Origin of the sequence: Flavitalea plasmicola (assembly GCF_030546645.1) — a bacterium.
Lineage (GTDB): Bacteria > Bacteroidota > Bacteroidia > Chitinophagales > Chitinophagaceae > Puia.
This window is the reverse complement of sequence record NZ_JAUOTO010000016.1, coordinates 1-14,710: the sequence shown is the minus strand read 5'-3', so window position 1 is coordinate 14,710 and position 14,710 is coordinate 1. Positions and strand designations below refer to the sequence as shown.

Sequence of the window (14,710 nt, the reverse complement as noted above, 5' to 3'; positions counted from 1 at the left end):
GTGCGGTGGTTGCCGGATGGCAACCTGGAGTATATCGGAAGAAACGATGAACAGGTGAAGATCCGGGGGCACCGGGTGGAGTTGAGCGAGATCGAACAGGCCCTGATGCGACTGGAGGGCATCACCCAAAGTTGTGTGCTGGTGAAGGACCGGCAGGTGCAGTCGGGGCGTATGAAGTACCTGGTAGGTTATTATCTGTCAGCCGTCGATACGGCTACGCCAACGGCGACCTGGATAGAAGAGCAGCTGTCGAAGATCTTACCGGATTATATGATCCCGGATGCGTTGATAGCAATGGATACGTTCCCTTTAACGAAGAACGGCAAACTGGACCGAAACGCCCTGCCCGAACCCGACTTCGGTCCGTCAGAAGAATACATAGCCCCCCGAACGGCTGTGGAAGCAGCAGTGCGCCTCATATGGGAGGAAGTATTGGGAGTAGAGGGAATAAGCATAAAGGATAACTTTTTCAGAATAGGAGGCAACTCCATGCTGGCCATAACGGTCATCGCCCGGATCCAAAAAGCGTTCTCTGTTGAAATCACTGTTAAAGAACTATTCTTGAATACAACGATTGATTTATTGTCAATCTTAATACAAAAACACATAGACGCGGAAAAAAAATCACCAGATCATTCACATGAAATACAACCGGAGAGTTTATACGGTAATGAAAGTTTGTATGAAGCTCTGTACTCTCAAAATTGGAGATATTCGGAATATCTGGCGGGCTCATATAGTCCCATGAATTTAATAATTAAAAAAGAGCTCGGCCATGTCAATGAAAAAGCGATGTCCATGGCAGTAGATAGTTTGGTGTCAAGACATGAAAGCCTCAGAACATTGTTCTTACGCCGAGACGGAAAAACGATGCAAAAAATATGTTCTGAACAAGAGTTTTCCCCGAACTTATCTCTGGAAGATGTTTGTGATCATGAAAATAAAATGGATCGAATTATAGCAATGGTTAATGAATTGGTGACTCACCGTTTTGATTTTCAAAACGAACAAGCTTTCAAATGTAAATTGATAAAGTATAACACGAGCAGATATGTATTTATTTTTGTGATCGATCACATCATCAGCGACGCACAGTCAACGGTGATAATCGAACAAGAGTTGTTTAGTCTATATAATGCTTATTGTGAAGGTTTAGCCAACCCGCTCACGCCGATAAAATTGCAACTGAAAGATTACTCGTATTATCATAATCAGCATTATAAAGGGGATAAATTAGCCCGAAGTCAATTGTATTTCAGAGCACTTTTTAAAGATGTTCCACCAAAACTGAGATTGAAACCGTCCTTTTTTTTGGATAGTGAAGCGCTTCATGCGGAATTAAATGCGTCTGACGTTTCTGTAATTCCGGCAAATTCAAAGGGAAGAGGATACGTGTTTACGGTGCCAAAAGAGGTTTTAGAAGAAATGAAGTCGTTGGCATCTGAGCAAAATACCAGTTTTTTTAATCTCATCCTGGTGGCCTACTGTTTATTTCTGAACAGGATAAGCGGCCAGTTTGACTTCTGTATTCACTCGCCAATGTCTACCCGGAATAATGAAGATTATTCAAAAATAATCGGTTGGTTAACCGGAGAGCTGTTTTTGAGAGTGAAAATTAACGAAGATCACACTTATAAGGATCTATTGCGCAGCACTCAGGATGTTATAACGAATAGCTTGGATCATATTTATTACCAGGATGTCGTAAATCTATTAAACATAGAATGGGATCAATTGGTCACGGCCCAGCTTAATCTCATTAACGATATCTCCAATCCTGATGCGACAAGTGCGGATTTTGATCCGGTTCATTACGTTGCCGGACATGTAAGTACCAGTATTAACTTCAACGTTGCCATACACGAAAATGGAATTTCATTTAACTGTACGTACAAATGTGCCGTTATCCATCCCGATCAAATTGCTGAGATCTGCGATGTTTTCGTAAATGTTCTCAGGCTCGTACTTAAGTCTCCGGAAATAAAAATGAAATATTGGGACACTACATTGGCAATACTTAAATAATATCCAATGCTAAGCAAAGATGCCGGTAAAATCAACCTGATCTGCTTTCCCTATGCAGGTGGAAGCAAATATTCTTATTCGGTTTTCAATTCTTTAGTATCGCCCCAAATGAATGTGCTGCCTTTCGAGCTTCCGGGTAGGGGGGATCGGTTGATGGAGCCCTTGCTCAATGACATTAAAGCCGTAGTACAAGACCTGTTCGGGCAAATAGAAAATCTTCTTCGCGAACCTTATATATTATACGGGCATAGCATGGGTGGCCTTTTAGCTTACCTGATGGCAAAAAAAATATCGGGATGCCGGCTACCCCTTCCCTTGAAATTGGTTATTACCGGTTGCGAAGGGCCTTCGGTCGAATATAAGAGTATAAAATTGCAGTCTGATTTGCCTATTCCTGAATTTATCACTGAATTGAGGGCGCTAGGCGGCGCACCTGAGGGAGTTCTGGAAGATGAAAGTTTTTTCAACTTCTTTGAGCCCATCCTGAGAGCGGACCTTAGAGTTATCGAAGGTTATGAATACCAGGAAAGCTTTCCTCTGGATATTCCAATTTGCGTGATGTACGGTAGTGAAGAGGATATGACGGCAGTAGATGTCGAAGCGTGGCAAAAAGAATCCGGCATGGATGTGGAAATGATTCAATTTCCCGGAAATCATTTTTTTATTTTCAACTATGCCAGGCAGATAGTTACTATTATTGAACAAAAATTAACATTGGCGGGTAAAACCGGTCCATGATGAAACCCTGACGGATCCTACTGATTATCAAAAAGGGATACCGATTCGACATCGGCGGTGGAAATATTGAGCGCAACTGACCTTTGAAGCGCGCGTATTTGGACGATAAGCCTTTCCCTGCCTTTCGTTTTCAGGATTACCCCTTCTACTCCGGTGAAAGGTCCATGGATGATCTTTACCGGCATTCCTTCATTTGTTAGGCCTTCAACATGGACGTCGTGGGTCCTGGATAAAATATGTTTCAACGAATCGATGACCGTGTTGCTGACGAAGGCGGCCTTGCCATCGAAAGACACATAGCGAAGGATTTCCTTGACGATAAAGGACTCATGTCGTTCATTTTCCGATGCATAGACGAAGATGTAGTTGGGAAATAGCGGAACCAATAATTTCTTTTTTCTGTCGCTCCATTCTCTAACAACCTGGTGTAGTGGCAGATAAGAATGGATGCCGATCTTTTCGAGTTTGTTTTGAACTGATTTTTCTGATTTGGGAAAGGTGTAAGCAACGTACCATTTAGGACGGTCTTTTTCCTTTAGGCTGCTTTCCGGGCTGGCCTTTTGAATTAATTGGGGCATGGAATAGGTTTGTCTAAGTGTAAAAAGGGCGCAATCGCTTCAGGAAGCGGTTGTGAAAAACGGTGATCTGTTGTATTGAATGGTGAAAATAGGTAGCAAGGCTTCGCCGAGAGAAAGTCCCGCTTTCTTTGCCAGCAAGGTTAAATAGGGATTCAGAAAATAATTGATCGCTTGTGTTGAAGAAAAGATGTCTATAAAAATATTAATTGGAATTTTAAAAAGCAAATTAAAATTGCATTATAACAATAGATCGAAAATTAGGAACAATAAAAGATTTACGTATCTTCAATCTGGTGTTATAGTCGTCATGCGTCCCTTATTTTATTCTTTCCCGAAATGACTTCTGATGGTTTGGGGAATCTCCTGGAAGTTGCGTGACTTTCTTTCAGCGAAGCTTTATTTAATGACAATTTCTTCTTAACTGCCCGCATTTCTTTCTTAAATTTAAAGAATGGAGAAAAACCTTTATCCCTGTCTGTTTTTGTTTCTTGGCCTGTACGCGGCTTCAGTCCTGCTTCAAAGCATTATTAACCAGCTGATCGGTTCTCAACTGTTCCTACTTGATTCATTTGGCGCATGGACTTTGATAATGCATGCTGTGGCTCTGGCCGGATCGATACTTTTACTAAGGTATTATTATGTCAAGAAGTACTGGCTTGTCTTTTTTACAGGTGCTTTCTATACTGCATGCAGCTTATGTTCTGCGTTAGTTTTTTATACGATGCTTAAATTTCAAAAGCTTGGCAATTATAGCCTGCCTTTGTTATCGCTGACTTTAGGCGTATCTGTTCTGTACGCAATAAGTCTTATTCTTCTCCGGGCCAGGGGCAATCGCTGGCTTAAGGCGACCGGAGCTGTTATGCTTGTCATCGGGTTGATCTTCCTATCTGCTATTATTTGGGGCAGCACCAACCCCTCTGTTGCAAAACAAAAAACGCTGCAAGAAGTCTCGCAATTGTTCTCTTTCGCCAGTTGCCTGATCCCGGTGTTTTTTATGATGCATTTTTTAAGCGAGCGTAAAAAAGCAGCAGCATTCATCACGAACATGCCGGAGCAAAGGCATATGGGAAATACAGTATGGTCTGTAGGAATTTTGCTTTCTGCGCTCACCCTGATATTCGGTTTAATGCTTTCTTCCGACTGCTATTCTTCCGTATACTGGGCGAATTGGAACTATCAAAAGACAAAAGAGTTGTCACAGCTGTGTGAGCCGGGCGTCTTTGCAAACAGCAAGGGCATTTTACATTACCGGGTACTGAGGCCACTGGATTACGATGCCACCCGGAAATATCCTATAGTCGTATCCTTGCCTTACGGCGGTCAGCCGGCAACGGATACCATCAGACAAATTGAGGGGGCCGTAGCGGCCCAGTTACTTATTATGGACGGTAACAGGAGAAAATACCCCGCATTTGTATTTATCCCCAATTGCCCGCCGGACGGAGGTTGGGGTGGCGTCCCCCATTATCCTACAGTAGATTCATTGGTGTTTGATGCGCTGATTGCATTGGATAAGCAGTTCAGTATAGATGAGAAAAGACGATACGTGGTTGGGTTATCGAGGGGAGGGTTTGGAGCATGGAATTTCATCTGCAAACGCCCGGATATGTTTGCCGCTGCGATACCGGTGAGCGGAGGCGGGGACCCGGGACTTGCGCCTAAGATCGTGGGCGTAGCGGTATGGGCCTTTCATGGCGCGAAGGACATGAACGTACCTGTCGTCAGATCAAGGAATATGATCAGCGCCATCAAAAGCGCTGGCGGGAACCCCCAATATACCGAGTTCCCAAACGAAGGACATAATATCTGGGATGACGTCAGTAAGACACCAGGCCTGCTGGATTGGCTCTTTGCCCAGCACCGGAAGTAACAACGGAATTTTTTATTTGTGCACAGGATGAAAAAATTTGGAATAAGAATAATCGTTGGTTATATTCGTCTGGCTCAATTTGTGGATTGACATGCGGAAGTCGTGTAACTTTCGTTTAGCGAAGCTGTATATCTCCCTGGCTTCGAGTTTATTCTTCGATTAATCATCAAAAATCAAAAGTTTTCGGTTACCAGGTTTTCCTTCCCTTTGGGTGCCTGAAAAACTTCTTTGCCTTTGCGGATATGGGAATCAATCAAAAATAAGATCGTGAGCAAAAAAATCAAGGTGTTGTTTTATAATAAGTTCTGGGATAAGGATTTTCCCGATTACAACGTGATTGGTATCCCGGACTTTCATTTCTTTTATGAACAAGAGTGTATACAAGATGCGGATGTAGTTGTGTTCCATATACCTTCATTGGAAGTCGATCCGCAAAGGCTGAAGGCGTTGAAAAAGGAAGGGCAGGTATGGGTTTATTGGTCATTTGAGTGTGAATTGCATTATCCCGAATTCGAGCAGAACGAGATACGCAGTTTGTTCGATATTAAAGTTACTTATAAGACGGATGCCGATATTCATGTCTCTTATCTGGCTCAGTATCGACTCTTTCCATGGAAAATGGAGCCAGCAGCGAAAACGGGCTTTATCAATGCATTCTTTTCCAGCAGTTGGGACAAGAGCGGGAGGTACGATTATTTAGGCGAGATCATGTCCTATGTTAACGTCGATTCTTATGGTAAGATAATGAACAATAGAGGACGGGAAGGGGGTGATCCCTATCCCGGATACGCTACTGAAGAAGCCGGGCACTACAAGACTGCGGCCATTTCAAGGTATAAGTTTACCCTCGCTTTTGAAAATGCCATTTCGAAGGACTATGTAACGGAAAAGTTTTACCAGCCGTTGCTCGCCGGCTCTGTTCCTGTGTATTTAGGTGCGCCAAATGTTGATGAATTTGCACCCGGAGATAACTGCTATATTAATGTAAATTCATTCTCCTCTGCTAAGGAACTTGCTGGTTATTTGAAATTTCTGGACAGCCATGATGACTTGTATAGTGAGTTTCTGGCATGGAAGGAAAAGCCACTGAGGGTGGAATTTGAAAATAAATTGCACTCGTACGATATGTTTGAAAGATTCATAGCTATCGTTCGAAAAAAATTTACTAAATAGTTTAAAAATCAGTTAGTCATGAATGTTAAAAACTTGAACAGTAACGATGCTTTTTGCATATTGCCATGGGTCCAATTGCATATCGCCACAAATGGAGATATAAATGCATGTTGTGTGTCATCGAAAGCATTTGGGAATGTAAAGACCAATCGACTAGCCGATGTTTGGTATGGAGAAGAAATGAATGAGTTTAGGGATAAGATGTTAAAGAATATCAAGGATGAAAGATGCGCTTATTGTCATTCAATAGAGGCGTCAGGTGGCAGAAGTCTCAAACAGAATATGAACCGATATTATACGGGGCATTATTTGAGCATTTCTCCCGGTGACACCGGCGGGGAAAGGCTAAAGGTCAATCCTCCCACTAAAATCGATATCAGATTCTCCAATGTTTGCAATTTCAGATGCCGGAGCTGCTATCATGGAGCAAGTTCCCGATGGTTCGAGGAGGCTGTAAAACTTGGAGAAACTGTAGGAGATAAGGCAATAATAAGAGCGATTGATAGTCTCGAAGAATTCTATGCTGAATTAGAAGGGTTTGTTGATCACGTCGATGAGATTTATTTCGCGGGAGGGGAGCCGTTGATCATGGATGAACATTATAAGATCCTGCGAATATTGGAAAACAAAAGGCACTTCCATGTTCTTTTAAGGTATAACACCAATTTTTCGACTTATAAATACAGGGAACACAATGTATACGAGATGTGGAGTAAATTCAAAATTGTTTTTGTGGCAGCAAGTCTGGATGGTTCCGGTGAAAGAGGCGAGTTCCTGAGAAAAGAGCAGAAGTGGGAAGACGTATTGGCGAACCGGGAATTAATGAGAAAGATCTGTCCATATGTCTGTTTTTCAGTTAGTGTGACGGTAAGCGCCTTTAATATTTTCCATGTTCCCGACTTTCACAAAGAGTTGGTTTCGCTATCGTTCGTAGCGATCGAATTGTTTTATGTAGAGAATATTTTACAAACGCCGGATTGTTACAGTTGCCAGATACTTCCATTAGAGTTCAAGATGAAGATAAAGGAAAAGTTTGAAGAACATATCGAATGGATCTCTTCATACATGCGTACCGATCCGAAGAAGAAGCATTCTGAACTTTTAATATCTCAGTATATACAACAATTTAAGAATTGTATCACCTATTTATTTGCTGTCGATCGGTCGGATCTTATCCCGGTGTTTGTGTCAAGAACAAACAAGATCGATGAAATGAGGGAAGAAAGAGCTTCGGAGGTTTTTCCGGAATTGGAGTTCATGTTCAAAAACGTCGAATGAACTTATGAATAAGATATGAAAATATTTAATGTATTTGACATGTCAACGTCATAGGAAGAAAAAATTTGGAATAAGATTAATCATTGATTATATTCGTTTTCTACTTTTAAAAATTATACTAGACGCTATTTTTAGCCAGACTCGCTTCTCTCCTAAGGCAATTTCCTAAACCCTAGAAATCTTCTATGAACAAACATTCATAACCCCCCTAAATTCGGGGATCAGTATTAAATAACACCAGGCGATCATTTGAGGGACGATACGCGGAAGTTGTGTAACTTTCGTTTAGCGAAGCTTTTTACCCCCTACTACACATCGCCCTTTTCGGGCTGGTTCAACTCAAAATCAAAATTTTTACTGTTATCAGGCCTTCTCCCAGGGCGTCTGAAAAATCTATTCCGTATTTGCGGATGTGGGATTGTATACCTTAAAACCGTTAAAAACAAACCTTGTCCATATGTCAAATTCAATCTATTTGGATGTCCGGAAAAATGAAGACACCAGCGCGAAAAAATGGTATATAGCTTATACTTTTCCGAAAGCTGAAAGAAGAATCCATTCTAAACTGGAGTCTATGGGATACTCCTCGTATTTGCCCCTTCATAAAGTGATAAGGAATTGGAGCGATCGAAAGAAAGAGCTCGAGGTACCATTGTTCCCCAATTACATTTTTATTCAAATCTTGCCGTCCGAAAGATTTTCAGTATTGGAAATAAAAGGGATTGTACGATATGTCAGCTTCGATAGAAAGCCGGCTACCGTTTCAGATACCCTGATCGAGTCCCTGAAAAAAATATTACTGGGGGAGGTAGAAGTAACGAACGAATCATATAGTGAAGGAATGCCAATCAGAATAATATCCGGTCCTTTTACCGGAGCTGAGGGTGTCCTTTTAAGGAAGAATGGAAGCAAACGGCTGGTCGTTCAAATTAAATCGTTACAAATTGGCGTGTCTGTCGAGATCCCGACCAGTCAGGTGATGCAATTAGGAGATTGTGTACAGAGGGATACCCGAATGAATAAAGTAGCATTGAATGGAAATATGTCCAAAATAAGTTTGTGATTGGGTCGGGTATGCATATTACAAGTATCAGGTATATAAATATGTCCAAGAACTGGAAAAGGAATCTGTTCATAAGGTTGCTGCTCAGGGCAGTTCCTTATAAGGTGGTGAGATTTCCAGGTGTTAGTTTTGATAAGAGCGATCATGAGTTCGATAAGTATTTGAAGCATGATGTAAGACCGGACCTGAAAGAAAAGAACAAGGACAGATACAAAGGAGTGGTCGGATGCTGGATCGCACATTCCAGAGTCTTAGAGCCGATAAAAGAGCGCAAAGGCGTTACTGTCGTATTGGAAGATGACTTTGTCTGCAGAAGAAATTTCTTTAATGATGCTCTAAAGATGGTTAATACTTTTGATAGGGATTTTGATATAATTGTTTTTGATCCCTGCGGGAAAGGGCCGTTTGGAATGCACAAGGTTTCCGAGAACATTTATTCTCCGAAAAAGTACTGCAGTCCATTTTATCTGGGTTCGCAATGTTTGTTTGTTAACAACGAAAAGATACCAAAAATCCTGGATGCAAAACTTAACGCCGTGATATTGGATTACGACGCGTTCGTGTTTTGCGGAGGTATGATCGACTCCTATCTTTTTTATACAGGGGCAAGTGCAGTTCGGAACGTCGGGTCCGATATAACTCCCGGATATGATGGAAAGGACACCTGGGCGGATATACTGACTTGTCTGCTTCCTCATATGCTTAGGGAAAAGTCGCCCCGATTCCGCCGTTATTTTTATAGCAGAGAAGAAAAAGGCGTAATACTTACCGACCAGGAAATGGCTGCTTTTGAAGGCTATTACGTATGTAATGGACGACCGGATATAACGATCAAGAATATTTCCAATATAGACCGGTCGATGCTTTTGGCATCATGGGACAAATTCAGTGAAGTGCTCCATCCGATGTCACAGCTGGATTTCCTGACTGAGCAGGCCCCTATTGACCTGAAGTTCATGAAATCTGAAGAGGGAGAAGTTTCAGGAGTTTTGGTCTATAATCAATATTTGTACAGAAAGATCGGATAGCTGGAATTTATGTTCTGACCCATTGAGTCAATTTATGCAAAAGATCGATTTGTTTTGCCTGCCGTTTGGCGGAGGTAATAAGCATTCCTACAGGCGTTATATTGAAAATGCCCCGCCTTTTTTAAATGTAGTCACATTTGATTATCCCGGCAGAGGAGCCCGTATAGGCGAGCCGTTTGCACAGGATATAGATATGTTGGTAAGTGATCTGTACAGGCAATTTGAAACGCTGTTTAACCGGAAAGCTTACGCAATTTATGGGCATAGCATGGGTGCCTTGCTAGGTTATTTATTAACAAAGAAGATCATTGAGCGTGGTCACGTCTCGCCGGCGCATCTCTTTTTTACAGGCACGACGGGACCTTCTGCTGTGTCAAGAAGAGGGAAAAAACGGCATTTACTGGGCAGAAAGGAGTTTATTGAAGAGGTTATGAATTTAGATGAGTTCGAGAATCAGGCTTTGGAAAACGAAGAGTTCGTTAATTATTTTGAACCAATCCTTCGGGCTGATTTTCGGATTATTGAGAACTATGTTTATAAGGAGAGCGATCCGTTGGACATCCCCTTAACTGTGATTACGGGTACGCAGGAAGACTTGGAACCGGAAGAGATCCGCTTGTGGAAAAAGGAGACAAAATGCGCTGTTAAGTTTATGCAACTACCTGGTAAGCATTTTTTTATTTTTCATTACTCTCGGGATATAATGAGGATCATTTCAAATGAATTAAGCACAAAACATATACCTTATTATCATGGATAATAAAAAAGTTTATCTAAAACCGAATGTTGTTTTTGAACCTTTGGTCAACAGGTGGTACGCATGGAGTCATTTGATCGCTCCATCGACTCTGGCAATGAATATTGTCGGAAGACATTTGACGATATTTGAATCTTATCTTTCAAGTCCGGAGATACATGAGGAGGCTGTGCGAAATCCGAAAATGAGGGGAGGGCCTTTTATGGACCTCGGTGGGGGAAGAGTGGAGGAGGTAAAGGAATTGCAGAAGCAGACGATTGAAGCGAGAAAGGGATTGATACAATTTGCCAGAGCTGTAAGGGAATTGGATGTTCTATTGCAAACTGAAGCCAAGGGATTCGGATTGGAAGCGATATACGAGAAAGTGCCGGGAATCCTTAAAGGATATGTCGAACTTTATTATGATAGGAGCAATAGTCCGAATTTCAGGTTTTTTGAGTCGCTGCTGTATAAAAGCGAATATTATAACAAGGATTCGCAAAGTATGGCATTTTGGATAACCAATAACGACCACAGGCCGTTTGTCCTTAGCACGCCTCGCCTGGATGAACCGGATGTTCTTCATTTGGGGATATCATTCGATGATCCTGCAATTGACGAGCTGGCCAAAATGAAGAGGGCGCCTCAATCGCTTGATCATATCAGGGGGTTGCTCGGAGTGTCAAAGGCCCAGGAGCCGCTGTTTGAGACTTTTTTTACAGAAACGCCGCCACCTTCGTATGAAAGGTACACCGGTGACAAGATCCGGATGCGCTATTTTGGACATGCCTGTATATTAATTGAAACAAAAGATATCAGCATATTAGTTGACCCTTTGATCAGTTATTATGGATATGATTCTGATATTGAACATTTTTCCGATGTCGATCTGCCAGATACCATTGATTATGTCTTAATTACTCACAATCATCAGGATCATATCTTATTTGAAACACTATTACCCCTGCGGCATAAGATTAAAAATATCATAATACCCCGAACGTGCAGTGGAAAATTGGAGGATCCCGATCTGAAACTGATGTTTGAGAATATCGGGTTTTTGAATGTTATCACTATAGGAGAAATGGAGGCTATCTGGTTTGGTGATGCAACGATAACAGGGATTCCGTTCACCGGTGAGCATAGTGATTTGAATATTATGGCTAAATCCTGTTACCTGGTCCAGATCGGTGAATTCAAGTTGATGTTCCTGGCAGACTCCCGGATCGTTGAACCTTCCTTGTATAAACACATTCAAAGGCAAATAGGGAATATCGATGTCATCTTCGTCGGCATGGAATGCGACGGGGCTCCGCTTAGCTGGCTTTATGGACCTTTATTCACGAAAAAGATAATGAGAGATCAGGATAACAGCAGGAGATTGTCCGGATCGGACTGTGCAAGGGGAATGTCATTGGTCAATATATTTCATCCGAAAGAAGTGTATGTCTATGCCATGGGGCAGGAGCCGTGGGTGGAGTTTATCAGCAGTATAAAGTACACGGATGTTTCCAATCCTATAGTACAGTCAAATGAGCTGGTCGGGGCCTGCACGAAGCGGGGAATCGTCGCAGAACGCTTGTATGGCGAAAAGGAGCTTTTATATGAGCATGAAATGTCACGCCTTTAATTAATTTCCTAAAGATATTGAACGCTGATTAGTTCAGGTTATTCTTCCAAAGTTAAAACATAGATCATGGAGGAGAGGATATTTCCGTTGCATCCGGCGCAGCGTGATGTTTATATAGACCAGCTGATAAATAAGGAAAGCCCTCACTGCAACATTGGCGGATGCTGGAAGCTGATAGGGGCTTTAGATAAAAGCATATTCAAAGACATTGTCCGTTGTTTGCCAGAATCGTTCGACGCCTTCAGGATGAAGTTTCGTTCTAATGAACATGGACCTGTTTGCTATTTTGACGAACAATATGATGTTTTCGAGATTCAGGAAATGGATTTCAGTAACCTGGACAATCCTCGACAGTCCGCGGAGAAGTGGGCGCAATCCCAGTTCAATATTCCATTTAAAATAGAAAACGATAGGCTATTATTTTCCCATGTTTTATTAAAGATATCGGAGAATGAGCATTGGTATTTTATCAAATCTCACCATTTGATCACCGACGGACAGGGGATTTCGGTGTGGATGCAGTTTATTGCCAGCAAATATAAATCGGCTCTGACCAATACGGGGCCGGGGCTCGTTGTCGGGTCATATGAGAGCGAATTAATAAGACTTTCAGGGGCAGATACGGCTATTAACCAGGAGATCGCCGGAAAATATTGGGAAGACAAGGTCAAAGGGATAACTCCCGAAGTGTTTAGAGAGCGATATACGGAATTGAAAGATAGAAGTGGGAAGTATGAGATTGATCTGAGCATTGAACAAAGGAAGATGCTGAATTCTATTTTGGCTTGTTATAGTACGACGCTGCAGCAGATCACGATCGCCGCTTTAATTATTTATTTTTCGAGAACCCTGGAGCAGTCCGAATTCATCTTTGGGCTGATGCTTCATAAAAGGACTTCCAGGCGCCAGCGCGATATTGTCGGTATGTTCTCTGCCTATATACCATTTGTAGGAAGATATGAGGCCGATATTACAGTTTCCACTTTTATTAAGAAAATAGCCCGCTCTCAAAGACAGGATTACCGATTCTCGGATTTCGATCTCGAAAGTGTAAGTAAATACTTTAATAGAAGCTCTTCGGGGCGGATGTTCGATGTAACGGTGAATCACAGGCTGTTTGATTTCGAATTGGACTTTGGAGAGGCGATTAGGGTGGAGACAGCTGTGCTGACCAGTGAATTTGAATTGTGGCCGTTGAGGGTACACTGGGATGAGTTTTCGGAAACGCAACCTTTAAAACTAGGCATTCATTTTCAGTTTCGATATGTTAGTCGTGAGGAGGCGGAATTGTTTGCGCAGCGCATTTTTTTCATTTTAGAACAATTCCGGAATGGATATGATAAACCTTTAAAAAGTATTCAGGTACTTCCGCCGATGGAATATCGACGGTTGATGGAAGCTTCCGGAGGGCTGGAAACGAATTACCTGCGGGGCATGACGATCATGGACTTGTTTGAAGAGCAGGTATTGCGGACGCCGGATGCGGAGGCGGTGGTGTTCGGTGAGGAGCGGCTGACGTACCGGGAGCTCAATGAGCGATCGAACCAGCTGGGTCATTACCTGCGTCGCCGGGGTGTGAGGGCAGAGTCGCTGGTGCCGGTGTGCCTGGAGCGCAGCACTGAGCTGATCATCGGGGTGCTGGGGATACTGAAAGCCGGGGGTGCGTATGTACCGATCGACCCGTCCTATCCTGCAGAGCGGATCGGGTATATGCTGGCCGATACGGGAGCGAAGATGGTCCTTAGCGGTGGGTCGTGCCGTGAGCGGCTGCCCGCCGCGGAACCGGGGGAGTGGGAGATCATTGGGCTGGACGACTGGTCACAGATCGGGGCGGAGCCGGTGGATCGGGTGGAGGCGGAGCGGAGGGTGGATCAGTTGGCGTATGTGATCTATACGTCGGGATCGACGGGGCGGCCGAAGGGAGTGATGATCGAGCAAAGGGGATTGGTGAACCTGGTGAGCTGGCACTTGCGGGAATATGAAGTAACGGCGGCAAGCCGTTCGACGGTATTGGCGGGAGTGGGGTTCGATGCGTTTGGATGGGAGGTATGGCCCTATCTGTCGGCGGGGGCTTGTATCTGCCTGGTCAAAGACGGGGGCCGGATACCGGCGGGCGAGCTGTCGGAGCTGTATGCGGCATGGGAGATTACGCATAGCTTTATACCGACGGCGATGGTAGCTGACTGTATAGGGGTACTAGGGAAAGTAACGAGCTTACAATATGTTCTGACGGGAGGAGAGCGGCTGGGGGGGATCGACGTCACAGGACTGGGGTATACCCTGGTGAATAACTATGGCCCCACGGAGAATACGGTGGTTGCTACCAGTTACCGGGTAGTGGAGCAGGACAGGGGCAAGACGCCGCCGATCGGGCGGCCGATCAGCAATACGCGGGTCTATATCTTGGGTGAGGATGGCCAGCTGTGCCCGGTGGGGGTAGCAGGAGAGTTGTGCATAGGGGGGCAGCAGGTGGCGCGGGGGTATTGGAATCAGCCGGAGCTGACGGCGGAGAGATTTATAGAGGACCCGTTCGGTGCGGATCCGGGGTCGCGTTTGTACCGGACGGGAGATGTGTGCCGGTGGCTGGGGGA

Annotated in this window: 11 protein-coding genes; 10 read left to right on the top strand and 1 reads right to left on the bottom strand. The window is 43.6% G+C overall.

Annotated elements, in window-relative coordinates:
• On the top strand, window positions 1–2,025 hold a 2,025-nt coding region (locus tag Q4E93_RS34325), incomplete at its 5' end, for a condensation domain-containing protein (protein WP_303592642.1).
• A gap of 6 nt (window positions 2,026–2,031) precedes the next feature.
• Entirely contained in the window at window positions 2,032–2,763 is a 732-nt protein-coding gene (locus Q4E93_RS34320) for a thioesterase II family protein (protein ID WP_303592641.1), read from the top strand.
• A gap of 17 nt (window positions 2,764–2,780) precedes the next feature.
• Here the strand turns inward: Q4E93_RS34320 and Q4E93_RS34315 are convergent, their stop codons facing one another.
• Window positions 2,781–3,341: a UpxY family transcription antiterminator gene (locus tag Q4E93_RS34315; RefSeq protein ID WP_303592639.1), complete on the bottom strand. Its 561-nt coding sequence runs from the start codon at window positions 3,339–3,341 to the stop codon at window positions 2,781–2,783.
• 721 nt (window positions 3,342–4,062) lie between these two features.
• Between Q4E93_RS34315 and Q4E93_RS34310 the strand changes: the two genes are divergently transcribed.
• The 8 genes from Q4E93_RS34310 to Q4E93_RS34275 all read left to right on the top strand — a co-directional run.
• Window positions 4,063–5,211 (top strand): carboxylesterase family protein, encoded by a 1,149-nt coding sequence (locus tag Q4E93_RS34310; RefSeq protein WP_303592637.1) that lies wholly within the window; start codon window positions 4,063–4,065, stop codon window positions 5,209–5,211.
• Between the two features lie 267 nt (window positions 5,212–5,478).
• Complete coding sequence (locus Q4E93_RS34305; protein ID WP_303592636.1) at window positions 5,479–6,384, top strand: glycosyltransferase family 10 domain-containing protein; 906 nt, start codon at window positions 5,479–5,481, stop codon at window positions 6,382–6,384.
• 18 nt (window positions 6,385–6,402) lie between these two features.
• On the top strand, window positions 6,403–7,662 hold the full coding sequence (locus tag Q4E93_RS34300) for a twitch domain-containing radical SAM protein (RefSeq protein WP_303592635.1): 1,260 nt from the start codon (window positions 6,403–6,405) through the stop codon (window positions 7,660–7,662).
• Window positions 7,663–8,119: 457 nt separating this feature from the next.
• Window positions 8,120–8,725 carry a UpxY family transcription antiterminator gene (locus Q4E93_RS34295; protein WP_303592634.1) on the top strand — a complete coding sequence of 202 codons (606 nt, stop codon included), beginning with the start codon at window positions 8,120–8,122 and terminating at the stop codon, window positions 8,723–8,725.
• A 41-nt stretch (window positions 8,726–8,766) separates the two neighbouring features.
• Window positions 8,767–9,753: a hypothetical protein gene (locus Q4E93_RS34290; protein WP_303592633.1), complete on the top strand. Its 987-nt coding sequence runs from the start codon at window positions 8,767–8,769 to the stop codon at window positions 9,751–9,753.
• Between the two features lie 34 nt (window positions 9,754–9,787).
• Window positions 9,788–10,513 carry a thioesterase II family protein gene (locus Q4E93_RS34285; protein ID WP_303592631.1) on the top strand — a complete coding sequence of 242 codons (726 nt, stop codon included), beginning with the start codon at window positions 9,788–9,790 and terminating at the stop codon, window positions 10,511–10,513.
• Entirely contained in the window at window positions 10,506–12,119 is a 1,614-nt protein-coding gene (locus Q4E93_RS34280) for an MBL fold metallo-hydrolase (RefSeq protein WP_303592629.1), read from the top strand. Before Q4E93_RS34285 ends, Q4E93_RS34280 begins: the two co-directional genes overlap by 8 nt.
• Window positions 12,120–12,185: 66 nt before the next feature.
• Window positions 12,186–14,710 (top strand): non-ribosomal peptide synthetase (locus tag Q4E93_RS34275; RefSeq protein WP_303592627.1); only part of this gene is annotated, 2,525 nt, incomplete at its 3' end.